Origin of the sequence: Lysinibacillus sp. GbtcB16, from assembly GCF_019091145.1 — a bacterium.
In the GTDB taxonomy this organism is placed as follows: domain Bacteria; phylum Bacillota; class Bacilli; order Bacillales_A; family Planococcaceae; genus Lysinibacillus; species Lysinibacillus fusiformis.
Window position 1 is genome coordinate 1329761 of sequence record NZ_JAGXJV010000001.1, and the last position, 24909, is coordinate 1354669.

Annotated in this window: 36 protein-coding genes; 29 read left to right on the forward strand and 7 right to left on the reverse strand. The window is 38.3% G+C overall.

Features of this window, described 5'->3' with window-relative positions:
* Window positions 1–10: 10 nt before the first annotated feature.
* A complete protein-coding gene (locus KVT27_RS06505) occupies window positions 11–883 on the reverse strand; it encodes a LysR family transcriptional regulator (protein ID WP_036146608.1) in 873 nt (290 codons plus the stop codon).
* A 140-nt stretch (window positions 884–1023) separates the two neighbouring features.
* Between KVT27_RS06505 and KVT27_RS06510 the strand changes: the two genes are divergently transcribed.
* From KVT27_RS06510 to KVT27_RS06570, 13 genes are all read left to right on the forward strand, one after another.
* Window positions 1024–2232 (forward strand): MFS transporter, encoded by a 1209-nt coding sequence (locus KVT27_RS06510; RefSeq protein WP_217580963.1) that lies wholly within the window; start codon window positions 1024–1026, stop codon window positions 2230–2232.
* Window positions 2233–2261: 29 nt separating this feature from the next.
* Window positions 2262–2645 (forward strand): SRPBCC domain-containing protein, encoded by a 384-nt coding sequence (locus KVT27_RS06515; RefSeq protein ID WP_217580964.1) that lies wholly within the window; start codon window positions 2262–2264, stop codon window positions 2643–2645.
* 109 nt (window positions 2646–2754) lie between these two features.
* Complete coding sequence (locus KVT27_RS06520) at window positions 2755–3471, forward strand: toast rack family protein (RefSeq protein WP_217580965.1); 717 nt, start codon at window positions 2755–2757, stop codon at window positions 3469–3471.
* Window positions 3472–3673: 202 nt separating this feature from the next.
* Window positions 3674–4198: a tubby C-terminal domain-like protein gene (locus KVT27_RS06525; protein ID WP_217580966.1), complete on the forward strand. Its 525-nt coding sequence runs from the start codon at window positions 3674–3676 to the stop codon at window positions 4196–4198.
* 91 nt (window positions 4199–4289) lie between these two features.
* Complete coding sequence (locus tag KVT27_RS06530; RefSeq protein WP_241603097.1) at window positions 4290–5066, forward strand: alpha/beta hydrolase; 777 nt, start codon at window positions 4290–4292, stop codon at window positions 5064–5066.
* Between the two features lie 180 nt (window positions 5067–5246).
* On the forward strand, window positions 5247–6188 hold the full coding sequence (locus KVT27_RS06535) for a VOC family protein (protein ID WP_217580967.1): 942 nt from the start codon (window positions 5247–5249) through the stop codon (window positions 6186–6188).
* 10 nt (window positions 6189–6198) lie between these two features.
* On the forward strand, window positions 6199–6423 hold the full coding sequence (locus KVT27_RS06540; protein WP_144422592.1) for a (4Fe-4S)-binding protein: 225 nt from the start codon (window positions 6199–6201) through the stop codon (window positions 6421–6423).
* A 15-nt stretch (window positions 6424–6438) separates the two neighbouring features.
* Window positions 6439–6708, forward strand: coding sequence for a GNAT family N-acetyltransferase (locus KVT27_RS06545; protein ID WP_025117018.1), 270 nt, complete (start codon window positions 6439–6441; stop codon window positions 6706–6708).
* Window positions 6709–7097: 389 nt separating this feature from the next.
* Window positions 7098–7535 (forward strand): hypothetical protein, encoded by a 438-nt coding sequence (locus tag KVT27_RS06550; protein ID WP_208704358.1) that lies wholly within the window; start codon window positions 7098–7100, stop codon window positions 7533–7535.
* Window positions 7536–7695: 160 nt separating this feature from the next.
* Window positions 7696–9378 (forward strand): methyl-accepting chemotaxis protein, encoded by a 1683-nt coding sequence (locus KVT27_RS06555; RefSeq protein ID WP_217580968.1) that lies wholly within the window; start codon window positions 7696–7698, stop codon window positions 9376–9378.
* Between the two features lie 73 nt (window positions 9379–9451).
* The gene (locus tag KVT27_RS06560) at window positions 9452–10396 is read left to right on the forward strand and encodes a hypothetical protein (RefSeq protein WP_217580969.1); all 945 of its coding nucleotides are present in this window, start codon (window positions 9452–9454) and stop codon (window positions 10394–10396) included.
* 234 nt (window positions 10397–10630) lie between these two features.
* Window positions 10631–12190, forward strand: coding sequence for a right-handed parallel beta-helix repeat-containing protein (locus KVT27_RS06565; RefSeq protein WP_217580970.1), 1560 nt, complete (start codon window positions 10631–10633; stop codon window positions 12188–12190).
* A gap of 453 nt (window positions 12191–12643) precedes the next feature.
* Complete coding sequence (locus KVT27_RS06570) at window positions 12644–12835, forward strand: hypothetical protein (protein ID WP_036125370.1); 192 nt, start codon at window positions 12644–12646, stop codon at window positions 12833–12835.
* A gap of 72 nt (window positions 12836–12907) precedes the next feature.
* Here the strand turns inward: KVT27_RS06570 and aac(6') are convergent, their stop codons facing one another.
* Window positions 12908–13342, reverse strand: coding sequence for an aminoglycoside 6'-N-acetyltransferase (aac(6'), locus tag KVT27_RS06575; RefSeq protein ID WP_150907702.1), 435 nt, complete (start codon window positions 13340–13342; stop codon window positions 12908–12910).
* A gap of 170 nt (window positions 13343–13512) precedes the next feature.
* Here aac(6') and KVT27_RS06580 point away from each other — a divergent pair, with 170 nt between their 5' ends.
* The 3 genes from KVT27_RS06580 to KVT27_RS06590 are packed head-to-tail and all read left to right on the forward strand — an operon-like array spanning window position 13513 to window position 15382.
* Window positions 13513–14109: a class I SAM-dependent methyltransferase gene (locus KVT27_RS06580; RefSeq protein WP_217580971.1), complete on the forward strand. Its 597-nt coding sequence runs from the start codon at window positions 13513–13515 to the stop codon at window positions 14107–14109.
* A 24-nt stretch (window positions 14110–14133) separates the two neighbouring features.
* A complete protein-coding gene (locus KVT27_RS06585) occupies window positions 14134–14709 on the forward strand; it encodes a DNA-3-methyladenine glycosylase I (RefSeq protein ID WP_036125377.1) in 576 nt (191 codons plus the stop codon).
* Complete coding sequence (locus KVT27_RS06590) at window positions 14699–15382, forward strand: DUF1963 domain-containing protein (RefSeq protein ID WP_036125379.1); 684 nt, start codon at window positions 14699–14701, stop codon at window positions 15380–15382. Before KVT27_RS06585 ends, KVT27_RS06590 begins: the two co-directional genes overlap by 11 nt.
* Before the next feature lie 5 nt (window positions 15383–15387).
* Here KVT27_RS06590 and KVT27_RS06595 read toward each other — a convergent pair whose 3' ends face one another.
* Entirely contained in the window at window positions 15388–15684 is a 297-nt protein-coding gene (locus tag KVT27_RS06595) for a hypothetical protein (RefSeq protein WP_036146119.1), read from the reverse strand.
* A gap of 75 nt (window positions 15685–15759) precedes the next feature.
* Between KVT27_RS06595 and KVT27_RS06600 the strand changes: the two genes are divergently transcribed.
* Both KVT27_RS06600 and KVT27_RS06605 read left to right on the forward strand, forming a co-directional pair.
* Window positions 15760–15960: a hypothetical protein gene (locus KVT27_RS06600; protein ID WP_025117029.1), complete on the forward strand. Its 201-nt coding sequence runs from the start codon at window positions 15760–15762 to the stop codon at window positions 15958–15960.
* A gap of 163 nt (window positions 15961–16123) precedes the next feature.
* Window positions 16124–16423, forward strand: a complete 300-nt coding sequence (locus tag KVT27_RS06605) for a hypothetical protein (protein WP_008179784.1) — start codon at window positions 16124–16126, stop codon at window positions 16421–16423.
* An 80-nt stretch (window positions 16424–16503) separates the two neighbouring features.
* Here KVT27_RS06605 and KVT27_RS06610 read toward each other — a convergent pair whose 3' ends face one another.
* On the reverse strand, window positions 16504–16893 hold the full coding sequence (locus tag KVT27_RS06610; protein WP_036146117.1) for a hypothetical protein: 390 nt from the start codon (window positions 16891–16893) through the stop codon (window positions 16504–16506).
* A gap of 201 nt (window positions 16894–17094) precedes the next feature.
* On the opposite strand from KVT27_RS06610, the gene KVT27_RS06615 reads away from it, so the two are divergent.
* From KVT27_RS06615 to KVT27_RS06645, 7 genes are all read left to right on the forward strand, one after another.
* Complete coding sequence (locus KVT27_RS06615) at window positions 17095–17481, forward strand: hypothetical protein (protein WP_036146115.1); 387 nt, start codon at window positions 17095–17097, stop codon at window positions 17479–17481.
* An 80-nt stretch (window positions 17482–17561) separates the two neighbouring features.
* A complete protein-coding gene (locus tag KVT27_RS06620; protein ID WP_217580972.1) occupies window positions 17562–18182 on the forward strand; it encodes an NAD(P)-dependent oxidoreductase in 621 nt (206 codons plus the stop codon).
* Window positions 18183–18197: 15 nt separating this feature from the next.
* On the forward strand, window positions 18198–18368 hold the full coding sequence (locus tag KVT27_RS06625; RefSeq protein WP_217580973.1) for a hypothetical protein: 171 nt from the start codon (window positions 18198–18200) through the stop codon (window positions 18366–18368).
* A gap of 158 nt (window positions 18369–18526) precedes the next feature.
* Window positions 18527–18682, forward strand: a complete 156-nt coding sequence (locus tag KVT27_RS06630; protein ID WP_175423014.1) for a hypothetical protein — start codon at window positions 18527–18529, stop codon at window positions 18680–18682.
* Between the two features lie 157 nt (window positions 18683–18839).
* Window positions 18840–19073, forward strand: coding sequence for a tyrosine-type recombinase/integrase (locus KVT27_RS06635; RefSeq protein ID WP_255350106.1), 234 nt, complete (start codon window positions 18840–18842; stop codon window positions 19071–19073).
* An 85-nt stretch (window positions 19074–19158) separates the two neighbouring features.
* The gene (locus tag KVT27_RS06640; protein ID WP_036146107.1) at window positions 19159–19992 is read left to right on the forward strand and encodes a GNAT family N-acetyltransferase; all 834 of its coding nucleotides are present in this window, start codon (window positions 19159–19161) and stop codon (window positions 19990–19992) included.
* A gap of 311 nt (window positions 19993–20303) precedes the next feature.
* The gene (locus tag KVT27_RS06645; protein ID WP_036125392.1) at window positions 20304–20840 is read left to right on the forward strand and encodes a CueP family metal-binding protein; all 537 of its coding nucleotides are present in this window, start codon (window positions 20304–20306) and stop codon (window positions 20838–20840) included.
* A 171-nt stretch (window positions 20841–21011) separates the two neighbouring features.
* On the opposite strand, the gene KVT27_RS06650 is transcribed toward KVT27_RS06645, so the two are convergent.
* From KVT27_RS06650 to KVT27_RS06655, 3 genes are all read right to left on the reverse strand, one after another.
* On the reverse strand, window positions 21012–21155 hold the full coding sequence (locus KVT27_RS06650) for a hypothetical protein (RefSeq protein ID WP_217580974.1): 144 nt from the start codon (window positions 21153–21155) through the stop codon (window positions 21012–21014).
* Between the two features lie 307 nt (window positions 21156–21462).
* Window positions 21463–21594 (reverse strand): hypothetical protein, encoded by a 132-nt coding sequence (locus KVT27_RS27015; protein WP_256448878.1) that lies wholly within the window; start codon window positions 21592–21594, stop codon window positions 21463–21465.
* Window positions 21595–21675: 81 nt separating this feature from the next.
* Window positions 21676–21876: a hypothetical protein gene (locus KVT27_RS06655; RefSeq protein WP_036125393.1), complete on the reverse strand. Its 201-nt coding sequence runs from the start codon at window positions 21874–21876 to the stop codon at window positions 21676–21678.
* Between the two features lie 147 nt (window positions 21877–22023).
* Here KVT27_RS06655 and KVT27_RS06660 point away from each other — a divergent pair, with 147 nt between their 5' ends.
* The 4 genes from KVT27_RS06660 to KVT27_RS06675 all read left to right on the forward strand — a co-directional run bounded on the left by KVT27_RS06660 (window position 22024) and on the right by KVT27_RS06675 (window position 24904).
* The gene (locus KVT27_RS06660; RefSeq protein ID WP_217580975.1) at window positions 22024–22371 is read left to right on the forward strand and encodes a hypothetical protein; all 348 of its coding nucleotides are present in this window, start codon (window positions 22024–22026) and stop codon (window positions 22369–22371) included.
* Window positions 22355–22993: an O-methyltransferase gene (locus KVT27_RS06665; protein ID WP_217580976.1), complete on the forward strand. Its 639-nt coding sequence runs from the start codon at window positions 22355–22357 to the stop codon at window positions 22991–22993. The genes KVT27_RS06660 and KVT27_RS06665 overlap by 17 nt, the downstream gene beginning before the upstream one ends.
* A gap of 60 nt (window positions 22994–23053) precedes the next feature.
* Window positions 23054–23611, forward strand: coding sequence for an isochorismatase family protein (locus tag KVT27_RS06670; RefSeq protein WP_217580977.1), 558 nt, complete (start codon window positions 23054–23056; stop codon window positions 23609–23611).
* A gap of 408 nt (window positions 23612–24019) precedes the next feature.
* Complete coding sequence (locus tag KVT27_RS06675; RefSeq protein ID WP_217580978.1) at window positions 24020–24904, forward strand: AraC family transcriptional regulator; 885 nt, start codon at window positions 24020–24022, stop codon at window positions 24902–24904.
* The last annotated feature ends 5 nt before the right edge of the window (window positions 24905–24909 follow it).

The window sequence follows — 24909 nt, forward strand, 5'->3', positions numbered from 1 at the left end:
GCAACCTGAGCTAATGATCACCCTGCTCATTCCTTTCAAGTAAGGATTCTATTACTTGCTTTAATTGCAATATAGAAGACTGCTTATGGCTTTCCTTTTTATAAATAAAGACTGTCTCGATGACCTTGTTAAGTGTCTCCATTTCATAAAAATGCAGGTCAGGACAAGGGTAGAGTGCCAATAACTTCGTATTTAACACTGCCAATGTATGCTCGATTTCTAGAAAATCAAGAATACTACTTACGGATTTAATTTCCTTCATTGTAAAAGGGACTTTCTTGTGAGTAAGCCATTCTGCTAATGCCTTCGAATACATACAGCCCTTACTTAAAACTAGGAGTGTCACAGGTGTTTGCTTGTCAAAATCGATGACATGTGCAGGGCTTGAGATGACTTCAAATGTCTCGGTTGTCATTAAATCATAGTGTAAATCGGCATAATGCTTTATTGGATTACTCGTTAAAGCACAGTCTAATTCCGCCAGATGGACTTTGTGATTTAAGGATGTACTCGATTCGACCGTGAAATCCACGTCGATAGGACTATGACTGGTTTGTAGCGCATTCATGATAGACGCACCATATATTTTTATCGTCGTATGAGAGGTTCCAAATTGAATATGGGCTTGCGTGAATCCTACAGTTTGTAAAAATGCCTCATATTGTTGGGTAACCTGCTTTAAAAATTGTAAATAGTGGTCACCTACCTCTGTTAGCTTTAAGCCCTGAGGTGTTCGTTTAAAGACTTCCTGGCCAATTTCACTTTCCATCTTCTTTACCTTTGATGTTAAGGCCGACTGTGTATAGTTGGTGATTTCAGCAGACTTACTTAAATTTTGCCTTTCTAAAAGCTCAATTTTGATGGCAATTTCTTCAATGTTCATGTTATTCGTCACACACCTATTAAATTTTTTGATAGCCGCTATCATTTTCCTCCATTTTACGTAAGCTAGCTGTCAACGTAAACTCAAGATATCTAAATGTACCGCATAAATAGAGCGGTATATAGCTATGGAGGGTTTACATGCATACATATTATAAATGGATCATTTTACTGGTGGCTACGCTTTCGCAAACAGCTTCCACCTTTGTCACATACGGGATGGGGCCAGTTGCTTCCTTTTATCAAATGGAATGGCACTTAACGTCATTCCAAACAGGATTAATTGTTTCTGCCGTGAATATTGGACCGATTCTCTCGATGCTTTTCTTTGGCTATCTCATGGATAAAAAAGGAGAAAAACAAATTATAGGATGGGGCTCTATTTTACTTGGCCTCTGTACGTTCCTCTTAATTCCTGTGAATCATTATACGACATTGCTAGTCGTATTAATAGTTGTTGGCTTTTGGTACGGTAGTGCTCAAACGGGAGGTAGTACGGCCATTGTGAAATGGTTTCCAGACAAGCATCGAGGATTAGCGATCGGAATTCGCCAAACAGGTATTCCAATCGGTGGGGCTCTCGCTTCCTTTATTCTTACCTATTTATATCATCACTTCCATCTGACAGCTGTGCATGGGGCACAAGGTTTCGTAGCAATCGTTGGCGGTTTACTATTTTTATTGATGTATCAGGAGCCTAAACAGCAAAATACGGCAGCAGCAGCACCGATACCGTTTAAAGAAAAGATGAAGGCTATTAAAGACAATCGAGCACTCTATCCCATTTTTTTTGTGGGCATTGTGATGATGTCCTTACAGATGATCCTCATCGCCCATTTGATGAGTTATTTACATCAGGTGGGTGGCTATTCATTAACAGCAGCAGGGAAGTATTTGAGTTTGGTCTTGCTTGGAGGGATGGTAGGAAGAATTGCCCTTGCTTGGCTGAGTGACCGATACTTTGCTCAGAAGCGCGAGCATTTACTAATAATTGTTATGCTTGCCACATTTGTGATGGTCGCTTGTATGCCTGTTGTTTTACATGCTAAGAGCTTAATGATGGTATTTTGTGGTGTTATGGGCTTTTTCGCACTAGGCTGGTATTCCTTATATATAGCCAGTGTAACGGAGCAGTCCGATCCTCAATCTGTGGGACTGACTGTAAGTGCGGCTTTAACGATAAATCAATTCTTTATTGTTTTAGCTCCGTCTATCTACGGTTTACTCGTTACCATTTTTTCAAGTCATCAGATGGCCTTGGATATAGTAGCTATGCTGGTCATTGTAGGAGCGTTTTATTTATCGAGAACAACCAATAGTAGCCTCTCTTCTGAAAGTTCGGTAAAATAATGAAAAAATAGGAAAAGAGGGTGTTGCGGATGAGCAGTTCAATTTGGATCCATGCGGCAATTGAAAATGTGTGGCAAGCGATAACAGAGGAGCAATCCCTCTCACAATGGTATGCGCCAGGCTCTACTTGGGACATTCCTAAACTGGCTGAAGGGGAAAAAATGATCTTTACTTTAATGCCTAATGACCATAATCAGCTAGCAGATCCACTGCCAATGCAGTTAACGATCCAGCAGGTCCAAAAACATGAGATTTTTTCATTTTACTTGGAAGTTCCAGAAACGGTAATCGCGATGTCTTTAGCAGAGCAGGACAACGGCACAACGGTTAGCATCAATATGCAGGGCTATGAAGCGTCCCTTGCTAATTTAAAAGCATTGCTAGAGGGTGATGATATTCCAAACCAATCGTAACTACTACGTCTCAGGTCTTAGAGGAATTTCAAACGCAGGGTCGTATTTTATATGTTCCACTCCTATATAATGAAATTATTGGTAGAATATATAGCGGGAGGAAATTAAATTGAAAAAATTAGTTGGATTAGGTGTTGTGATGGGCACATCAGTATTCGTCTTGTCGGGGTGCTTTTCGTTTATGCCAAACAAAATGCAAGAAGAAACCATTTTAGTCGAAAAGGATAAAGCGAAGACGCTAGAGGTAGATATTGATTTAGGTGTCGGAGAAATGAATCTAACTGGTGGTGCCAAGGAGTGGGTTGAGGGCAAGGCGGACTATAATATTAAAAAGCTAGCCCCTCAAGTTACCTATGATGTAAGCGGCGATACAGGAGAAATTGAAATTAAACATAAAGGCTCGACGAAGCTAGGCATCTCCAATATTAAAAACACATGGGCAATCCAATTAAATGATGATATCCCGATGGATTTGACGGTAGAAACAGGTGCTTCCTTAGCCAATCTTGATTTACAGGGACTGCAGCTAGAAAAACTAGATATAGAAGCGGGTGTCGGTGATCTCACAGTCAATTTAGGTGGCGATTGGAAAAAAAGCTTTAAAGCAAATATTGAAACTGGGGTAGGTCAAACGACGATTATTGTACCTTCAAAGGTTGGTGTCAAATTAACAACCGAAAAGGGCATAGGTTCATCCAATATCGAGGGTCTCATTTCAAAGGGCCAAGGTGTCTATGTCAATGAAGCATATGATAAGGCAGATGTTGTACTGGACATCAAATCAGAAATCGGCGTTGGAGACATTACATTTAAATTAGATAAATAAAGAAAATGTGGGAGGCTACTAGTAAAGAAGTAGTCTCCTTTTTGTATGTAAAAAAAGGATGCTAAGCATTTGCACATTAAGCTTTTAAGCTTGAGTAAGACAAATTTATGATACCGCACAATCTGACGTTTACATTCTTTGAATTGGGCGCATATTTTATGTTAGTTTAAAGGAAGCAATTTGTTTTGAAGGAGCGAGTCGATTGAAAACCTATACATATAAACAGCCAATGGAAATAGATTCTACCGAGGTGGTCTCTATTTTAAATGAAGCAGGAGAGACATCATCAACGGTTCAACGTGTTTATTCCAATGCTCTCAAAAAAGCATTCGATAAGACGATGGATTTTCGTTATTTTGTTCGCTTTGACGTCCATGATCATACTGGTCTACCTTTATTTACTTGTAAAAAAGTATCTCGTCGTGGTCGTGTGCATTTCCGAGGCAAGGATTTAGTGACAGGGAAAGACTATATGATTGCCTATGATGGCTGGCAAATTATGATTCCTGATTTACTTATTACAGATGGAGAGCAGCAAATGAAGCTCAGCAAAGAAATGGAAGACTGGTCGATCTTTACATGGAATGAGGAGCCGATAGCACGTTGGCAAGCGACTTTTTGCGAAACTCATTTTGACATTACACTAGAAATTGAAGACAACAGTCCTATACAGCATGAGGCCTTTTTTATTGCGATTGGACAGGCTGTATTATTTGTAGGTGCCTAACAGCAATAAAAATTTGGCATAATATGTCGCTGTGGTCAGTGGCATATGTCTTTCGATTATGCTATAAATAACAACAAGAAGGTAGCCTTAAATGAGGCTACCTTCTATTATGATGAACGTGAAGAAAGGTTCTGATGTGGTGCTAACTATTTTACCGGCTAAAGAAATATACTTGAAAGGGAATGAGCATGCAGTATTGCTTCTACATTCCTTTACAAGCCATACAAGAGATATGAAGAAAGTGGCGACGAAGCTCCACGAAGAGGGCTATACCTGTTATGTACCTCTTTACAGAGGACACGGTCATAAGCCAGAACCGTTATTGCAGTACAAAGTTGAGGACTGGTGGCAAGATGTGGTGAAAGCGCACCAATTTTTGCTAAATGAAGGCTATCAAAAAATTTCTGTTATTGGCTTATCGATTGGGGGTATTTTTACATTGAAGCTTGCCCAATTAGAAAAGCTAGAGCGAATCATTGTGTTATCGGTACCAATTGATAAGGAACCAGCACAACTAAAACAAAGAATCATTGACTACGCTTATAATTTTAAACATATCGAGGGTAAATCAGAGCAGCAAATGACACATGAAATGGAGCCGTTTAACGATATGCCTTTGGACGCGATGATTGGATTTCAGCGATTTATTAAAGATACGATGCAACAGCTTGAGGAGATCACGATGCCTATTGCTATTTTCTACGGCAAAAGAGACGAGGACTTATACGCGCATAGTGCTGACACTATTTATCAGCGAGTTCATTCTATGCAGAAGCTTAAAAGAGGCTTTGAAAACTCCAAGCATTTAATGACATTAGGTCGGGAGCAAGATGAAATCCTTCAGGAAATCATGCAATTTTTAGAATGAAGAACTGACGATCAAAGGGTATTGACTACCTATAAAAAATCGTGTTATTATTATCTCGAATTAGAGATATATTAATTCGAGATAATAAAAATTACGTCATATTTCTTTAGATAAACACAAGCATGTTTTCGCAGTTGAACAAGTCTTCATTTAAAAGCATAGCAGATAGGAGAATATTCGATGTCAAAGATCACAGGACACCATCATATTTCAATGATTACGAAAAATGCTCATGAAAATCATCAGTTTTACCATCATCTTTTAGGACTTCGCCGCGTGAAAAAGACAGTTAACCAAGATGATCCCAGTATGTATCATTTATTTTACGGTGATTTGACAGGTAGTCCTGGCACAGGCTTAACATTTTTTGAATTAGCGCACGCCGGTCGTACACATCGCGGCACTGATGCGATTACAAGAATTGGTTTACTCGTTCCTTCTTACGACAGCTTAGTGTACTGGAAAAATCGATTGGATGAATTTCAGATTGAGCACAGCGAGATCACAACATATGGTGGCACGGATGCAATCTATCTTGAGGACCCAGACGGTCTACGTCTAGTGTTATTAAATAATCAGGACAAGCCTATTCCACAAGAATGGACAAAGTGGCAAGATTCATCCGTAGAGATGGCTCATCAAATTTTAGGAATGGGCCCAGTGGAATTAACTGTAAGCTCTTTAGAGGATGCTGCGAAAACCATCGTACAATTATTTGGCTACAAAGAACGATCAAAAACTGAAACTGAAGCTGTTTTTCAAGTGGAGGAAGACCAATTACATGGACAGATTATCATTGTCGAGCAAGAGGGTCCTAAAGAAAAACCAGGAAGAGGTAGTGTTCACCATTTAGCCATCCGCGTGAACGATAAGGAAGAGCTTGAGCAATGGGAACAGCGAATAAAAGACTTTGGTTTTCCTATTATAAAAAAAGCGGATCGATACTATTTTTCAAGTATTTATATGAAAGAAACACACGGCATAATAGTTGAACTAGCGACAGATGGACCAGGCTTTACCGTAGATACGGCAGTGGAGGATTTAGGAACACGTTTAGAGTTACCACCATTTTTAGAAGAACGGCGGCAGGAAATTGAAGAAAAATTAACACCAATAGAATAATAATCTTATAATGAGGGACGTGTTAGGTATGGGGTACCGTGAATATAGAGGAGAAGAGATAATCGTTTATTTCGATAAGGACATGTGTCAACATGCGGCTGAATGTGTAAAGGGCTTGCCAGAGGTGTTTAATGTCAAAGCAAAGCCATGGATCGCACCAGATGAAGCAGCGGCCAAACAGGTAGCAGAAATTATCAATCGATGTCCAAGTGGCGCATTAAAATACAAAATTTAAAAGGAGCATTATGCCATGGAAATTAAACAAGGTAACCAATCATTTTATATCGGAAACGAGGAAAATAGTGAGGCAGAGGTGCATTTCGTTCGTGTAGGGGAAAGTCGAATCATTCTCGATCATACACATGTAGGCGAGCATCTAAGAGGTCAAAATGTAGGACAGCAATTAGTTAAAGCGGCTGTTGACTATGCGAAAAAAGAAAAGTTACTAGTTATCCCACTATGCCCTTTCGCAAAAGCTGAGTTTGAAAAGCATCCTGAATACCAAGAAGTAGTAGGCTAAAATTATGTAGACGCACCCAGCAAACCGGGGTGCGTTTTTATTTTTCTCTTTCTAGCGATGGACTCTTGCTTACTTTGATAAACTTTAATTAAACGAACAATCACTATCAATCAAATAAACATCAGTATTAATTGAAGATTTGACAAATCCTTACCTCACTTTTGTTTAAGTTAATTATATATTTATTTATTTCCTATCGCGCTACTTGCCAAGTAACACAAAAACAATCAATCTATCGCAAAGAAATGCCGCTTTCTATTACATTTTGCTTATCTCATTCATTTTACGACTGCTATTTTCAGTAAATTAATTAATTTGAACGATTTGAGAGGAATAGGACTAGTTAAAATAGAAGGTCCATAGAGAGACAAACATGAAGGAGTGATTGGATGCGATTAACAAAAGGAATTACTGGTTTTGATGCCGACCATTTAATCGAACAAGATATGCGCATGTTTCAATCGATGGTGTACCATTTAGCAACAAGTGAACAGCGAGCGAAAGTACGACATTTTATCGATCAGCCGCATTTTGTCTATATGCAAGCAGTAGTGGAAATAGAGGGGGAAATGGTGACCATTCTTCACCATCGCTGGATGCCGTATATTGCCTTTGCGAAATTGAATGGAGAGCTCAGCTTTGCCTTTTTATCGAGGCCACAGCTACACAAATATTTCCCGATGCGAAAATGTTTGGAAGCAGCAACGCTGAATACGTTACTGGAGAAAGAGCGAGCCTTGCATAGTTTATCTGCTATAGAGTGGAAGAACATTGCCTATTTCAAAAGTGAAACTATTGGGGACGTCATGTTTCATGCTTGGGATTGATTAGGACAAATTACTCATGATGAAAGTTGCTATAAAATACACAAAATTGACCAAGTTATTTCTGGAAATATAGCAAAAATTCCTAAAGCCACCAATCTTTCTTTGAAAATGATAAATTACTTTTTATGGAATAGATTCGGAAAATAAGGAGTTTTTGCATATGTCATTCAAAACAATTAGTAGAAGAATTGTTTTTTCCTTTAGCATTGTCATTACGTTCATGGCGTTATATATCGTGTACAACTATTTTGCTATTAAGCAAAGTAACCATGCAACAGAACAAATTGTTGAGCAAGAATTACAGCTATTAACGACAGATTACGAGCAAGCGCAAACCATCGATTTAAGAATAGCTGCTGCTAGAGGCTATGTATTGTCTGGCGATGAAAAGTATAAAGCTATTTTTCAAGATAATGTAGCGCGTGCAGCGAGCAACGAAAAACAACGATTAGCCATGACAAGCTCTGAAGATTTCAGCAAACTTGCAGAAATGGCGAAGGAATGGAATCGCTATATTGAACAACAAGTATTTGCGGTTTATGATCAAGGTAATACGGAGCTCGCGATTCAAAACATCACAAAAATGGATGCAACAGTAACAACCATTCGTGAAGGCTATGAAGGTTTAGCAGAGCAACGCAAGCAAGCGATCAATGAGGTAGGTGCTGACATGATAGTTGCTGGAGAGAATAAGCAGCTTATTGGCATCGTCGTAGGTATACTCATTTTTGTCATAGCGATTATTGTTGAGCTATTGAGTGCCCGCGGTATATCAAGACCTATTATGACATTGACGGAGCGAATGCAACGAATGACGAATGGGGATTTAAGCGGTCCTCCTTTAAAGATTCACTCGAAAGACGAAGTGGGCCAGCTAATGGAGGCAACCAATACGATGGCGGATATTTTGAATCGTTTATTGAAGCATATTCAAACGGTATCGAATGACGTAGCGGCCCATAGTGAGGAGCTATTGCAATCAACATCAGAAGTAAAGACGGGGACAGACCAAATCGTCCATACGATGATAGAAATTGCAAGTGGGACGGATGAGCTAGCCAGCCATACGACAGATGTTGCAACTTCCATGAATGACTTTAAAGGAAAAGTAACCTCTGTTCATCAAAGCAATAAAGACGTTCAGCACTATTCTCAGGATGTTATGGCTTTAACAAAGGCGGGACGAGACTTAATGTCCTCCTCTACTAAGCAGATGGGTGCCATTCAACATATTGTGAAGGATGCAGTAGAGCAGGTTGATGGATTAAGCAAGCAAACACAAGAAATCTCAAAGCTTGTCACGGTCATTCAAACCATTGCAACACAAACAAATTTACTAGCATTGAACGCAGCCATTGAAGCAGCCAGGGCGGAGGAACAAGGCAAAGGGTTTGCCGTAGTGGCCAATGAGGTCCGAAAATTAGCCGAGCAAGTTTCATATTCTGTGGAAGATATTACGGGTATCGTCCGTAATATTCAGGATGGTTCCAATCGGGTGACCGCTTCTCTTGAGCAGGGCTATAGTGAAGTGGAGAAAGGGGCATTGCAAATTACAACGACCAATGCAACGTTCCATCATATTGCCGACGCAATTGAGGCCATTGCTACAAATATTGAGGGGATGTCCTCTGAGCTAGATGATGTCGTTCACAATACTGTCACGATTAATCAATCCATAGATGAAATGGCAGCTATTTCCGAGCAGTCAGCGGCAGGCATACAGGAGACCTCTGCCACAATTGAACAGTCCGCTAGCTCTATGGAAGAAATTAAACATAGTGCGGAGCATCTAGCCGAGATGGCCGAGCAATTAAATAGTTTAATCCGCCGTTTTAAGCTGTAACGATTTGTCCCGTTAATTTCAAACTTCCATCACATTTACGCTGTATACTTATGTATTGGAAGGTGGAATCATTTTGAGAAAATATTTACTTTTATTACTAATGAGTACTTTATTCATGGCACCAGCTGCCTACGCCCATACGATGGATAAAAGTACACTATTTACGGATGTTCCTGAAACAACTTCAAACATTCAGGACATAATGGTGTTACATAGTATTGGGCTTCTTGGGTATAATGGCAAAGATATGGCCTTAAACCCAACGGACAACCTATCACGCAAAGATTTTGCAAGCTGGGTAGGTGGCTTCTTTGGACTTGAAGGAGCAACGGTGGATGAATTAGCACAAGCAGCAAAAAAAGAAGAATACATTTCTTCCTTAGAGGGCGACCTTACATACAAGGAAATAAATACAGCACTTTTTCATCATAAACTTGAAGTAGAGAACCCCGATGCGACGATGACAAAGGAGGAGTATATTACCTTCTTAACGGAACACCTAGATGATGATATGGGCGGCCATACGCTTCTTCAAATGGGTGGCTTTGCTGAAGGTCCAACTGGTACTATTGAAGATGTCGTGACTGGTGATGAAACGGGCATTATTATCAACGGAAAAACGTATATGCTGTCAGGACACCCTCGTATTTTTGCAGAATCAACGGATGCTAAAAGCTGGGTAGGTCAACAGCTAGAACGTTCTATTTTTACGACAGCAGGAGATCACCATCATGGACATGATGACAATCAAGAAGGACATGGTGATCATGAAGAAGGTCATGGAGACGGCCATGATGCGCCGGCATCCAATGCAGCCACACTTCAATATGTGCAAATCAGTTCTGCTCAGGTAGCAGCAGATGACACGAAAGAAGTACAGTCTTCGAATGCCACACCAAGAGAAGCGCAGCAAACTGATGAAACAACATCATCTAACTCAAGCACAGTGTGGATCATTGCTATCCTAGTCGTGCTCGCGGCTATTTTTGCCTTTGTTTTTGTAAAAAGAAAAAAATAATTGAGAGTAGCAAGAACCAACAAAGATGGGAATCATCCTTTGTTGGTTTTTTTCGATTCATTTCATATACGTATACATGAAGGCTTGTCATGAAGGCCATGAACCGTCATAAAATCTTCATTCCTCACAAACGAATCTATGCATAATCCAGTAATTTTACACAAAATTGAATAACCACAAGCCTGTTCGGTATATAAATAGGGTACGATCATTTTTAGGCTGAGGAGTGTGTAAATGGCAACGCTTGTAGTAAAGAGAAGTATTATGCATCGGTACCAAAGCATTGGGCAGGCAATTGAAGAGGCTATGCCTGGGGATATGATTGAAATTCGGGATGGTATTTATGAGGAGAGCTTGGATATTTCGAAGCGGCTCACCTTGTATGGAGTTGGCAATGTCACAATTAAAGGTGGCGTTTTTATTCGCTACCAGACCTTTGTAGATATGCGCAATTTACGTTTTCGCCAAGGGCAGGGACTTTATGTAAAAGGAGATTTACAGTTAGAAAATTGCATTATTGAGGAGCAATTGATTCGCACACAGATTATGGTCAGCTATGGTAGTTTACTGATGAAAAATTGTGCTGTGCTTGCTACACCGCTCAATCACTTTGGTCTGCGTGTTGCTAATGGTTCCAGTGTTATTCTCATTGATACAACACTTGAGCATCATGTGAAAGCTCAAATTATTGCGCAAAACTGTGAGATGACATTAAGCAATTGTCTGCTGCTCGAAGGGAAGAAACATGGTATTTTTGCAATTCGTGATGTGAAGATGGTCATGGAGGATTGTGAAATTCATGGTCATGAAAAGGAGCAAATTGTAGCAGCGTCTAGTGAGTTGGAAATAACTAATTGCCTGATTCATCAAGGACAGGGAGTAGGTATTCAGCTATTCGATGATGTGATTTTACGTATGGATGGCTGTGAGATCAACAATCATCAAGACACGAATATGATCGTGCACCGTAGTGAGGTGATGGTATCTGATTCAATTTTATCAGATGGGCAAGGACTCGGACTGTACTTGGGAGAAAAAACAGTCGCTAAGTTTTATGACTGTCAGTTTCATCGTCATGTGAAAGCACAAATGCTGATAGAAAACAGCAAGGCAGAGTTTCGCAAATGTCACGTCCTCAATGGATTGGCGGTGGGTATGTCCATCGTAGATGAAGCAGACGTTTCGATGACCGAATGTCAAATCCAAAACCATCAGCAATTTCATATTATTGTGGATGCAAGCGGGCTACAGCTTCATCAATCGACTATTCAATTGGGGCAATCAGGTGGTATTTATGGCAATGATCATGCCAAAATTATGCTTGATCATACAAACATACGTGAACTAGAAAGGCATCATGTTTATATTAACAATGCCCGTTTATTTACACAGCATTGTATATTTGAACAAATGAAAGGCAACGGAATTACATGTATCGATGCCATTTTTGAGGTAGCTAACAGCCATTTCAAAGACTGTCAGGACAGTACGTATGCGATTATCTGGTCTGATCGCTCAATGGGACGTATTGAGCATTGCCAAGTAGACGAAGCTGCCCGCCCATTTTTAGCGTTGTCCAATCAATCCTTACTAGAAATACGTGATACAGATTTAAGTACCGTAAAAGCTCCTGCGGTGGTACAAGAGAACAGTCAGTTATATGTGCAAAAGCATGTTCAAACAACAACTTGGCATAAGGATATTACTTCTAGAGTATCACAAATAGAGATGGTACAAACAAATTATGAAAGCCAAATAGAAATGCTGAAAAATGATATTAAAAAAATAATTTAATAACCGATTATACAACTAAGATAAGTAGTTTCAATTTTGAAATTACTTTTTTTATGGCGGGCATCCAGAAAGTTTCAATTTTATTTAAATGGGTAAAGTAATATGTTTGGGTCAAAAATGAAGTGATAAATGGCAGTGAAAACTCTATAATTCGACAAATTGACTGATTATTTTTATAATGGTATAGACAACTTCTTTTCAATTTCTGTAATATTCCGAAATATTAGGGAGTAAAATGGGATAATCTTTTGTAAATGTTATTTTTTATATAATAAAGTTTCGAATTGATGTAAAAAAAATATTAAGAAATTATAGATAATAGATTGATTAGTTTCGATAAATTAGCCTATAATTAGTAAAAATGGTTCATATCTAAAGATGATTATATGTTATTTGTGAAGTGTGTGTAATTTGATTAAAATAATAATAAAAAAGGAGTGGAGGTGATAAGAGATGTTTGGGCTGACAAAAGAGGAAATTCTTTTAATGTTAGAGGAAATTGAATTAGCAGAGAAGCAAAAAAGTGCGATTGCTGATATCTTACATCTAAACAATATGCGAATAGAACAACAGCTGGCATTATTGATCCATTTAATTATCGATGAGCGCGAACGAACTATTTCTAACCATACATATTTAAATTAACCTATATATAGATGCAAAAAAAATCACAAGGGCAAAATCTGAAGCCCCTGTGGTTTTTTATTTTCGTCTTTTTTATAATTTTTTAGTAAAACAAATGATACGGTTCGCTTCCGTAAACCCGAGTTGTACATGTACTTGTAGACTTTCGGTATTGTCCCATTCGCAATCGCTGGCAAACTCTGAGCACCCCATATGCTTGGCCCATTGTTCGCAATGCACCACAAGCTGTCTAGCATAGCCTTGCTGTCGATAGCTTTCCATAACGAATAAGCCTTCTAAATAGCCAACTGGACTAGAGTCTGTACCCTCTACATAATCTGTTCGTAGCTGACATTGGGCAAAGCCAATCGCCTTGTCATCGTCGTAAGCTAAGAAAATGGCTGCATGGTCCTCCTTCAATACTAGTGTCATGCTTTCAGACAATTCCTCTACCGTATGATTGGGCCACAATAATAAAGCTAATGTGGCAGCAGTAAGAGCATCCTGTTGCTTTGCTTGTTGAATCATCTACTATTCCTCCATTCTTTTGATTCGATAAAAAACGAAACAAAAATCTAATTTACACGTACAAACTAGTAAGAGCTTCTGTCGTTGATGTGCTTTCTACCATTATATACAGGGTATACATGTAAAAAAAGGATAAAATCCACATCGACTGTGAAGAGAGGGGAACCAATATGTCATTATTACAATCGTTAATTGAACAGGAAAAAAACCCAAAAGGATGGATTGGCTCATGGATGCTACGGATCATGAATATCGCTCATCATGGCATGAATAGCTGGTTTATTCGACAAGGTGCCATCAATGATGGGGACCATGTGTTAGACATTGGCTGTGGCGGGGGCAAAACACTCCGGATTTTATCGAAATTGAATCCCAATGGTATAATTTATGGGATTGATATTTCTGCACAGGCAGTAAAGGAATCCATCAAAATGAATGAAGCGAATGTCGCAAGTGGCAGTATGATTGTTAAGGAGGCAAGTGTGTCTCAAATACCCTATGAGGACCAATATTTTGATGCCATTACAGCTTTTCAAACCCATTATTTTTGGCCCTCATTGGAACATGATGTTGGGGAAGTTTGGAGGGTATTGAAAAATGGTGGGAAATTTATTGTCATTGCCGAGTACTACAAAATGAATTACCATATGGAGGCTTTCCAAACACCCGCAGCTATGAAAGAATTATTGAAACAAACCGGTTTCCAAACGGTATATATAAGTGAAAAAACAAGTAAAGGATGGCTATGTATCACAGCCATTAAATAATACATAAACGTGGGAGGTTATACGATGAAAAGATGTTCATGGGTCAAGCTAGATCAGCCGTTATATGTAGATTATCATGATAAAGAATGGGGAGTACCCGTCTATGATGATCAGCATTTATTCGAAATGCTTTGTTTAGAGGGTGCACAGGCAGGACTTAGCTGGTGGACGATTTTACAAAAGCGAGAGGGCTATCGAGAGGCATTTGATCAATTCGATGCGAAGAAAATTATACTTTATTCAGAGGACAAGCTTTTGGAATTACAGCAAGACACACGGATTGTGCGCAATAAATTAAAAATAGCTAGCGTTGTGACGAATGCGAAAGCATTTCTACAAATACAAGAAAAATATGGCTCGTTTTCTGAATATATTTGGGGGTTTGTCGATCATCAACCAATCATAAATGAATGGCCATCTATGGCAGAGGTACCAGTGACAACAGATCGCAGTGATCGGATGAGTAAGCAATTGAAGAAGGACGGCTTTAAATTTGTTGGTAGTACGATTTGTTATTCATTTATGCAGGCTGTCGGTATGGTCAATGACCATATAACGGATTGCTGCTGTCGACAACAGGAACTTGCGCATGAGCATTAAACATATCCAATCTCAGCTAGCCAAGCAAGCGACAATATTCCAGACAGGTGGTTTCCGTCCAACCCATGAGCTTTTAGAAAGTTGGATTGGCTATGTTGGATGGTCTTTACTAGAGGAGGATCGACCTTCCGATTTTCAACCGCTCGCTACATTATTTTTGAAAGATTTGCCCTATGTTCCTCAAGCTTTACAGCCATTTCAATTGGTCACTCTATTTGTCCATGAGAATATTTTCGATCATCTCATGGAGGATGATTTGAGCACCTATTTTGAAATAAGAGTCTACACTACTTTAGAAAACCTAGTACAGCGGGACTGGCAGCACGACCGTATTCGAGCCTTTCCTCTGCAGGCAAAGCATATTCACAATGATTATCCAGTATGGGATGGCGGGGGTATTCCTGCACAAATAGAAGAGGACATACTAAGATTGGAGCATGAAGAGGGCCTTAATTATTTTGACGACATCCTCGAAGACCTGTATCCGCAACACAAAATTGGCGGCTACCCGACCTTTTGTCAAAGTGGCTATGAATTTGGTGAAGATACACCTTTTGTCTTCCAAATTGCCTCAGATGCCAAGGCACAACTGAATATTGTGGATAATGGCAATTTCTATTTCTTTTATAATCCAACAGAACAGACATGGCGCGCCTATTGTGATTTTTATTAATATCGTTAACGCTTCGCCCTAAAATGGATTGTGATATCGATCATGTATTGAATGAAAAATAAACCTAGGTATGCGCCTGTCAGTAGAAAAATGGGATTTAGGAAAACAGCATGAATCGTTGTCATAAAGACCATATCCTCAAGAATAATCTGCGTTATAGAAGTAGCGGCAATATAGCCAAAAAGAATGGCAGACACGACGCCTATTGCATTGAAAACAAGGCGCATTTTATCGCTTTTTTGCTGAAGATAGACCATGAGAGCAGGTATAACTATGATGGTAACTATTATGAATACGTTCATCAACACACATCCTTTTTTCTCAGGATGCCCTTGTTAGCTAGTACATAAACCAAAGATATAGAGGAGGGGAATAAGGTGAGACGGCAAGATGGGGAGATGAAAAAAGTAAAGAAGGTGAAGAAAATGGAGCACAAAACAGTCGTCAAGAATGGTATAGGCTTTGGTTCTGTTTTAGCGATCACAATTTCATGGAGTGTCCATCATTCCATCATATGGGCAATCATTCATGGCTGCTTTAGCTGGCTCTACGTTCTCTATTATGCATTTACTCGCTAAACTTTAAAGCATACCTATCAGCTAAGTATTTGTTTAATCCAACATAATATGGGGTACAAACAAAGTAACGTTCATAAATATTGACTAACAAGCATAAATAACAAAGTGCTCTTTTTCGAGAGGATAAACTTATCAGTATGAACGTAGAAGAAAGGTTGATAGTATGACACATCAAGTAACGGCATTAAGTAATGTGAATGGAAAAGCTACGGGAGTGGAAGGTATTTTACAAAATGTAGCATTTATTTTATCGACGTTTACGGTCTCTTGCCCGCAACGGGAATGGAGCATTCGATCAGATATCCGTAAACTCTTCCAACGTATGAAAAAAATGAATACCAAACGTTTGATTGAGTGTATCCAGCGTTTTGAACCGAGAGCGGTCGTAGTGGAAGTTGATTATTTGGGCGACGTTTATCGAGGAAAACTAGAGCCCATCGTGAAAGTAATTATCAATGAATAAGCCAATAAATTCTGCCAGGTTTCAACCTGGCAGAACATAAAATAAAAAGTTCGTTACCATTTTTTCGATTACAGAAAGCTTTAAGCAATGCTTCTTCTGATGACAATAATTTGTTGGCAATCAACAATAATAGGAGAAGCAGTTTCATCTGTTACGTCCAAGAATGTGGCACAGCACGTTTTAGGATCTAGGCTGATGAAAAAGACATCAGCTAAGCTAAACCCACCTGCTAGCACTACGTCTACAAGTGTGCCGATGGGCAGACATCTTAATTGATGGCAGATACAGCCCTTACAATCGTTTTTGGAACAACAATCTTTTTCATGGCATTTTTCTTCCTTCTGGCAAGGGCATTTCTCTTCCTTATGTTTGCATTTACACGTATGCTCACATTTTTTCTCCCAGCATTTTTTCGATTCGTCTTTTTGTTGACCCCAGTTCATATAATGATTAAATCTACAATCTTGCATCTTTTAATCTCCCTTATGGTTAATTTTTAGTATTGGTCGCGCAACCCTTACACCTCTAATCTATGAACGAATCAAATAGAGTTCTTGGTAATTTGCCCTTTGAATAGAAAAATGGAAACTTTGTCGTACATATCTAACAGTTTTTAGGGGTGAAATACTAGATTTCCGCCTGTTAATATGAAGGTGAAATGGAGCGAGTGTATGAAGAGATTACTTCAAGGTTTCTTTTTATTAATGTTCGCTATAGTGGTGATATCGTGGCTGATTGTAGAAAAACAGCCTTCACCAATACCCGTAAGTACTTCTAATTCTCCGACCTATGCAGAAGAGTTTAGTGAAAAATTACAAGTGACTAATTTTACACAGAAAATCATACAAGCGGTGCGAAAGGCAGGGTATTCTCCAGACAGTACGGTAGGCTATTTAGTAGATTCCCCCAACCATCAAATCATCACGATTCAATTACACGATGGTAGTGAAATAGAAAAAAGCACAGAAAGTGAGATTCAATCGATTATCCATGAGCTGGCCAAAGAAGATAATATGGGAGCATTTATTGTGAATGTTGAGCTACTAGAAATAAAATAAGAAAAGTGGGAGACACATAATGCATGTGTCTCTTTTGCATAGTAGGGGCATGGTATAATGGAATGAAGAGGTGAGGGTCTATGAAAATATTAGTTTTGGGTGCAACAGGACGTGTGGGAAGGCAAATTGTTGAGTTCGCGTTACAAGATCAACATGAAGTAACGACATTTGTCCGTGATTCCCATAAATTACAGCTAGACAATAAGAACTTACATATGTTTCAGGGAAATGTCTTAAATAAGAAAGATCTCGAACAGGCTATGGTGAATGTGGATGTAGTAGTAAGTGCGTTAAATACAGATGGTAACGATACTTTATCTTCTAGTATATCGCTCATACTTGAGGTGATGGAGCAATATACGATTAAGAGAATCATTACAATTGGCACTGCTGGTATCTTACAAAGTCGAGTGTCACCAACGATTCTTCGTTATCAATCAACGGAATCCAAACGAAAATCTACGTTTGCTGCTAAGGAGCATCAGTATGTTTTTGAACAATTACACGATTCCAATGTTGATTGGACAATCGTTTGTCCAACCTATTTACCAGATGGATCGTTTACAGGAGTCTATCGAGTGGAGCGCAATTTTTTACCCGAAGGAGGCAGTGAAATATCAGTAGCCGATACAGCCTCCTTTGCTTATCAACAAATCTTCAGCAAGGAATTCGTTAAAATGCGAGTAGGAATTGCCTATTAAAAAGAGGGTAGAAAAATGAGAATCATTCATACGATCATTGGCCTGCTCATTACATTTATTGGGCTTGCCCTGCTAAATATAACGATGGATGCTGCCATTCGAAATAGGATGGTGAAAGTATATGGCATTATCCTTATGTCTGTTGGGGTGTTTTATCTTAAAAAAATGGCAAAATTGGATAGGTAATAGCATCGTTAAGGAATTGGTTCCTTCAATTGACAGGGTTTTAATAGGAATAGCGGATACTTATGCTTCTAAGGGTGAGAAAGTATATGGATATTTTCCTTTTTATAGAAGGTTTGCTATACTTTATGTCGAATATATATCATTGAAGAGGTGATTGTATGGACAAAGAGATATCAAACAACTATCAATATCCTGAACACCTAACCAATCAAGATGGAATCGAAAAGACAGAGTTATATGTCATAAAGATAACAAAGGAACAAGTGGATAGGTTGATTGAGGATATCGATCAAACATTAAAGGCGTCTACCTGACGTCTTTTTATTGTTCAAAAGGCTCCTTATACAGGGGAGGTGGCCCCAAAAAAAGGAGAGTTTTTTGAGAAGGCTAGATTGCTTCTCATTACTATATTTAACCTGAATTGTTAAAACTGATAAAATAAGCTCAACCCCTTAGTATCCTGCACTTTTTATTTCTGAAAGGGGAACTAGACTAGGAATTAGGCAAATGCAAAAAATTGAGGAGCAAGTAGGAATAGATGCGGAAATTAAGAGGTACCTACATCCTCACCGGTTTAGACATACCTTTGCAACCGAGTTTTTGACAAAAGGTGCTGATCTTTTTTTTATTTCAGATGAATTAACACCGTCCGAAATCGGGTCAAAGGACTTGGTGCTACTAAAGTTGCATACACCTTTATCGTAGCTGCCTGTATAAAGCAGTTTTTTATTAAGAAAAAACTATAGTAAAAAATATTTTATCTAGATTATGAAAGGAGCTGAGCTGTTTTATGATTTATAAATTGGATAAAAAAGACTACTACAAAATAAAAAGGTTACTACAAACACCTGATCAGAAGAATGATTTAACATTAAATTCAATAATTAATGGTATGAATAGAGGGACAATTTATGTAGACAATCTGCAAGAACCCAATACAGCTCTAATAGATGTAACAGGAATTAGCAGTATTTTTATTGGGAATGCGACCAATAAACAATTTATTAATTCTTTACGTGATTTTCTTGATAATGAATTAAAAATTGATACGTATGAATCGTGTGGTGGAACCTGGTTTATTGCAGTCATAAAAGATGAGATATGGGAACAGGTATTAGAAAATGTTATTGCTGATAAAGAATACGAACCAGATTATGAGTTGTATTATCAATTCAATCCTGAAGCTTTCGTTTCTTTAAAAAAGCAATACAAATCTTTACCGGATAATTATCTTATAAAAAAAATTGATGCCGAAGTCATTAAGAACGATCCAGATGGAATTCTTTCTGAAGTATTAGAAGAGGTTTGGTATTCAATTGAAGATTTTTATACTTATGGACTGGGATATTGTATTATAAAGGGTAATAAAATAGTAAGTGCATGTTTTTCTTGCTGTGTACACGAGAATAAACATGAAATTAGTGTTGAAACATATGACGAGAAACTCATGAATAAAGGATTAGCAACTATAGTGTGTTCTGCATATTTAGATGATTGTATAAAAAATGGACTAATACCCCAATGGTCAACAATGGAAACAAACCTTGAGTCTAAACGTTTAGCAAAAAAATTGGGCTTTAAATATGAGTCAAAACTAAAAACATTGGAGTTTGAATGGGAATAGTAATGAGATACTCTTAAGAAGCCAAGAAATGAATTATAATTTTATGAATGATATTAAATATATAGAAACGGTACATTTTTCTAAAAAAAATGTGTTTTATAATCTAATTTTGAAAAATCAATCATACATTCCGCGACATTGTCACGTTTGTTTCATTGTAATGGATTTGAGTCACTAATACTCAAATAAATTAAATTTGTTTGTAATGAATCTATTCTTCCTCTGCACAATTTCTTCTTATTTATAGTTTATAGTATAAGTCGTCAACGTTTTACGACGTAGAAAGAATGAAGAAATTAGGGGTGAATAAAATGAAATTAAAAGTTATTGCTGTAACTTTGCTTACTACTGTTGTACTAGGTGCTTGCAATGGAGAAAGTTCTAATGACGATAACTCTAGAATAGACATGAAGATGCAAAATATTAAGGAATTGGTGAATGAATATAGCGGGGACAAAACTAAAGACGAATCTGCTTCAATCACATCAAACCAGCTGATTTTAACTGATAAAGAAGGAAAAGAGTCAGCATATGCTTTGCCAGAAGAAGAATTTTTTGTTTCTGTTGCTCCTTACATAAATGAAACTCACCCTTGTACTAACCATAGCTTGACTGGTTGCCAAGGTGAGCTGGCTAATAAGGATGTAGCTGTCTATATTGAAGACTCAAAAGGTAATGTGCTAGTGGACGAAACTATGAAAACTCTAGCTAATGGATTTATTGATTTATGGCTACCTCGTGACCAAACGTATAACATAAAAATGGAGCACAAAGGCAAAACGGTAAAATCGTCATTTTCTACTTATGAAAGCGATGGCACTTGCATTACAACAATGCAATTAAAATAAAAAAAAGGAGGGTTGTCCAAAAAGTCAGTGAAAGCTGATTATTTGTGGCAGCCCTTTACTATTTATATTTTTAAAATTATAGGTTTAGATTTTGCATTAAAGTTGCATTGTTTATAAAAAAGAGATGGTGTTTTTTAGCATATTCGAATGGTATAAATGAAATTATCATGGCTAATTTAACTTAAATTTATCTATTTTACTTTGTAAAGACGCGGATTTTTTACTTAAATTTGTAGCGACTAAATTTACTTGTAGCATTGTTCCGACTTGCTCCTTAATAGCTATCGTGAAAATTTGAGTATTGGAACTACTCATAGCAGCTCCATATGCGATTTCTGAAACAGAATCAGCAACTGTTCAGCACTTGCAGAAATTTCTTCAGACGTAGCTGAAATATCTATTAATATAAGTTATTTATTTAAAATAGCATGGTATTTACATGAAAATATAGCGAGAGGTATGAAATAGGTGCTGGATTGAAGAATAAGAGTCAATGAATAATAACTACCATGGAACTGCCGGAATCCCTTCCATAGATGTAGAAACCGGAGCAACTATTATTTTCCCCCCTAATTATTGAAAAAAATTAGTTAATTAAACAAAAGTCAGATCTTAAATCTTTTTAGATATAACCACTAAAATTCTCCGCTTCCCATTCATGAATAGCATGCTGATCTGTCTCCAAAACCTTTTCCATATAAATGATAGTCGTTTCAATCTTTTCGTGTCCCAGGGATTTCATTACACTATACATATATGGAAAGTATATTTGCCAGCTAGCCATTTGTCCGAACGATAGATAAAAATGATTGGAGTATCTATCTTATGTAAAGCCTCAGTCCTTTTGACATGAAAAGGAATAGTTAAGAGCCAAATAATCACGAATGATTTTAGGATGTCCGCCATTTTCAAGACAAAGTTTACTCGCAATTTTAATTTCCTTCTGATTATAGTGAGATTGCGCACCAATTAAAAATATGCCTGACAGTATCAATAATGTGCCAATCGCCAAAACATATTTTATGACTCTTTTCAATACACGTACCTCCATTTCAAAAGTAATCGCTATCCCTAGTATATGTTGAACGATGAAAGCAATATGTTTATTGACTTATTGTATACACTTGTATACAATAACTTTAAATTGATGTATACGTTTGTATACAAAGGGAGGGTTTAATGAATGAGAGGTTCAGGTTTTAGAGAGCATATGAAGGAAGGTCATCATCGAGGTGGTCGTCACAGAGGAGTGGAGGGAACGGCGACACGTGGAGCAAAAACATTCCGAAGAGGGAGAGCCATTGCCTTTTTAGAAACGTTAAATGTGAAACGTGCAACGATTAAACAGCAATTAGAACAGCCCGAGTTTCAATCCATTCAACAAATTTTAGTAGGTGAGTTAAAGGCCATTGATATGGTGATCCAGGAATTTAGCCAGTTGTTTGATATACATGAAAGCGAAACAGTAGAAACAGCAATTGAACATTCACAGATAGAAGAAGGAGATCCTGTGCATGAAAAAAGTGAATAACTATATTGATACGGTATTTGCCCAGCAGGACCCCATTCTTGAGAATGTTATAGCTTCCATTACGGAACAAGGTATGCCAGCCATTTCTGTTTCTCCTTCATCAGGAAAGCTATTGACGATGCTCGTATCGATTACAGGGGCTCAGAATATTTTAGAAATCGGTGCATTAGGTGGTTATAGTGGTATCTGTCTAGCGAGAGGAATGAAAAAGGAGGGCACATTAACCTCACTAGAGTTAGAGGAAAAATATGCACAGTTAGCTGCACAAAATCTTGCCAATGCAGGCTTTGCTGAACAAGTGACCTATCTCACTGGGCCTGCCCTTGAAAGCCTTGAAAAGCTTCTAGCTGATGGAAAACGCTTTGATTTTTTCTTTATTGACGCGGATAAGGAAAATTACGAAAATTATTTAGCAAATTGTATAAAACTAGCAAATACTGGTGCATTAATTGTCATGGATAATGTATTAGCAGCGGGTAGTGTTGCAGACCCAGAAGTGACACCAAAACGATATACAGCCATCATGAAGAAATTTAATCGTCTGGTGGCGAACCATCAACAATTGGAGTCAATCCTTTTACCGATTGGGGATGGCATAACCGTTTCTAAGGTAAAAAAATAATAAAGATTAGTCCTCCTTTATGGTAAAGTATGGGTAGTAACTGAAAAAGGAGAGATGCGTTTGAAACAAGCGTTAGTTGTAATTGATGCACAGCAAGAACTGATAGAAGGTAATCAGGAGGAACAAGCTGTTTATCGCAAAGAAGAATTACTAGAGACCATCAATAAGGTAATTAAAAAGGCTATCGAGGAAAATGTTCAAATTATTTTTGTTCGTGATCAAGATGTGGCTGGTGGAGAGGGAGATGGCTTTCAAGTACATAAAGAAATCCATGTTCCAACATCGGCTGTCTTTTTTGATAAACTCGCCACCAATGCATTCTACAAAACTGGGTTGCTGGACTATTTAAAGGATCATGACATGCAGCATTTGGTAATGATGGGGTGTAAAACCGAGCATTGTGTGGATACTGCCGTCAGAGCGGCCACTGTTCACGGCTTCGATGTCACAGTTGTCGCTGATGGACATTCGACGAACGGCTCCCAGCATTTAGTACCAGAAGCCATGATCGCACATCATAATGACATATTACACGGTCATTACAATGTTGACCATTTCTCGCTGGTGCGTCATTCAGACGAAGACTTATTTGAACCTAGCCATTCAACCTACCGCTAACATAATAATGACCAAGAATTTTAGTTCTTGGTCATTTCTTTTACGTTCTTAATGATCAAACTACTACATAGAAGACGTTATGACAGAGCAAAAGCTTGTCCAAAAGGATAGAGTTTTTTCAGAAATCGAAATCAGTAACACATTTATTCTCCAAAAAATGGAATACAAGCTATGCTTAATCCTTCTTATTCATAGGGCCACTGTGTGAGCAGTGACCCTAAGTATCAAGTCAGGAGGTGTAAGGCTAAAATTAGCTTTACACTATTATATGTATGTGAAAGTAACTTCGAAAGTTAGTTATCTGCCTGTTCGATAGATTATTTTTTTGAAAGGCGACTTAATCGGGCACAATATGTCGGATGACTCAATTCTATTCTTGCTATTGTTGTGGAAAGGGAGGTTATTCTAGTGGAATCATGCACACGATTGAATGAAGCGATTGCCTATATTGAGGCCAATTTGACCAATGACATTGATATGAAGGAAGTGGCAAGAAGAGCGTATTGTTCTGAGTATCACTTTAAACGAATGTTTTCATTTCTCGCAGGCATCTCACTTTCCGAATACATTCGTCGGAGACGTTTGACACTGGCCGCTCTTGAATTGTCAAATGCCTCTATGAGAATCCTCGATATAGCAGTTATGTATGGTTATAGCTCAGCAGATGCTTTTACAAGAGCCTTTCAGCACTTACATGGGATTACACCTTCAGAGGCGAGGCAAACTGGCCAAACATTCAAAGCTTTTCCACGGATAACCTTCCAATTGACCATCCAAGGAGGAATTGAAATGAATTACCGACTCGAGCAAAAGGAAGCCTTTCACATTGTTGGTTTGATGAAACGCGTACCGATTATTTTTGAGGGAGAAAATCCGGACATTGTGAAATTGGCACAATCCCTAACAACCAAAGATATTGAGCAACTTAAAAAGCTGTCTAATGTGGAACCTAAGGGCATCATCCAAGCTTCTACAAATTTTTCTGATGGGCGAATGGAGCAAAAGGGAGAACTCGATCATTATATTGGCGTGGCTACTACAGCAACAACCCCAGGGCGCTTTTGCCAACTTGCTGTCCCAGCGAATACATGGGCTGTCTTTACGGTGGTTGGACCTTTCCCGCAAACACTTCAGGAGACGTGGGGCCGCATTTATGCTGAGTGGTTTCCATCTTCTAGCTATGAACAAGTTGCTGGCCCTGAAATTGTCAGTCATGCGAGCACCGATTTTTCATCACCAACCTTTACAAGTGAAATATGGATACCCATTCACAAAAAAGAGCCTCTTGCATAATGCAT

Bases quoted from the DNA above. Each gene is read 5' to 3' on its own strand.
- KVT27_RS06505 (WP_036146608.1), bottom strand. From the start codon at position 883: ATGAACATTGAAGAAATTGCCATCAAAATTGAGCTTTTAGAAAGGCAA.
- KVT27_RS06510 (WP_217580963.1), top strand. From the start codon at position 1,024: ATGCATACATATTATAAATGGATCATTTTACTGGTGGCTACGCTTTCG.
- KVT27_RS06515 (WP_217580964.1), top strand. From the start codon at position 2,262: ATGAGCAGTTCAATTTGGATCCATGCGGCAATTGAAAATGTGTGGCAA.
- KVT27_RS06530 (WP_241603097.1), top strand. From the start codon at position 4,290: ATGAGGCTACCTTCTATTATGATGAACGTGAAGAAAGGTTCTGATGTG.
- KVT27_RS06535 (WP_217580967.1), top strand. From the start codon at position 5,247: ATGTCAAAGATCACAGGACACCATCATATTTCAATGATTACGAAAAAT.
- KVT27_RS06540 (WP_144422592.1), top strand. From the start codon at position 6,199: ATGAGGGACGTGTTAGGTATGGGGTACCGTGAATATAGAGGAGAAGAG.
- KVT27_RS06545 (WP_025117018.1), top strand. From the start codon at position 6,439: ATGGAAATTAAACAAGGTAACCAATCATTTTATATCGGAAACGAGGAA.
- KVT27_RS06550 (WP_208704358.1), top strand. From the start codon at position 7,098: ATGCGATTAACAAAAGGAATTACTGGTTTTGATGCCGACCATTTAATC.
- KVT27_RS06555 (WP_217580968.1), top strand. From the start codon at position 7,696: ATGTCATTCAAAACAATTAGTAGAAGAATTGTTTTTTCCTTTAGCATT.
- KVT27_RS06565 (WP_217580970.1), top strand. From the start codon at position 10,631: ATGGCAACGCTTGTAGTAAAGAGAAGTATTATGCATCGGTACCAAAGC.
- KVT27_RS06570 (WP_036125370.1), top strand. From the start codon at position 12,644: ATGTTTGGGCTGACAAAAGAGGAAATTCTTTTAATGTTAGAGGAAATT.
- KVT27_RS06580 (WP_217580971.1), top strand. From the start codon at position 13,513: ATGTCATTATTACAATCGTTAATTGAACAGGAAAAAAACCCAAAAGGA.
- KVT27_RS06585 (WP_036125377.1), top strand. From the start codon at position 14,134: ATGAAAAGATGTTCATGGGTCAAGCTAGATCAGCCGTTATATGTAGAT.
- KVT27_RS06590 (WP_036125379.1), top strand. From the start codon at position 14,699: ATGAGCATTAAACATATCCAATCTCAGCTAGCCAAGCAAGCGACAATA.
- KVT27_RS06595 (WP_036146119.1), bottom strand. From the start codon at position 15,684: ATGAACGTATTCATAATAGTTACCATCATAGTTATACCTGCTCTCATG.
- KVT27_RS06605 (WP_008179784.1), top strand. From the start codon at position 16,124: ATGACACATCAAGTAACGGCATTAAGTAATGTGAATGGAAAAGCTACG.
- KVT27_RS06610 (WP_036146117.1), bottom strand. From the start codon at position 16,893: ATGCAAGATTGTAGATTTAATCATTATATGAACTGGGGTCAACAAAAA.
- KVT27_RS06615 (WP_036146115.1), top strand. From the start codon at position 17,095: ATGAAGAGATTACTTCAAGGTTTCTTTTTATTAATGTTCGCTATAGTG.
- KVT27_RS06620 (WP_217580972.1), top strand. From the start codon at position 17,562: ATGAAAATATTAGTTTTGGGTGCAACAGGACGTGTGGGAAGGCAAATT.
- KVT27_RS06625 (WP_217580973.1), top strand. From the start codon at position 18,198: ATGAGAATCATTCATACGATCATTGGCCTGCTCATTACATTTATTGGG.
- KVT27_RS06630 (WP_175423014.1), top strand. From the start codon at position 18,527: ATGGACAAAGAGATATCAAACAACTATCAATATCCTGAACACCTAACC.
- KVT27_RS06640 (WP_036146107.1), top strand. From the start codon at position 19,159: ATGATTTATAAATTGGATAAAAAAGACTACTACAAAATAAAAAGGTTA.
- KVT27_RS06645 (WP_036125392.1), top strand. From the start codon at position 20,304: ATGAAATTAAAAGTTATTGCTGTAACTTTGCTTACTACTGTTGTACTA.
- KVT27_RS06650 (WP_217580974.1), bottom strand. From the start codon at position 21,155: ATGAGTAGTTCCAATACTCAAATTTTCACGATAGCTATTAAGGAGCAA.
- KVT27_RS27015 (WP_256448878.1), bottom strand. From the start codon at position 21,594: ATGTATAGTGTAATGAAATCCCTGGGACACGAAAAGATTGAAACGACT.
- KVT27_RS06660 (WP_217580975.1), top strand. From the start codon at position 22,024: ATGAGAGGTTCAGGTTTTAGAGAGCATATGAAGGAAGGTCATCATCGA.
- KVT27_RS06665 (WP_217580976.1), top strand. From the start codon at position 22,355: ATGAAAAAAGTGAATAACTATATTGATACGGTATTTGCCCAGCAGGAC.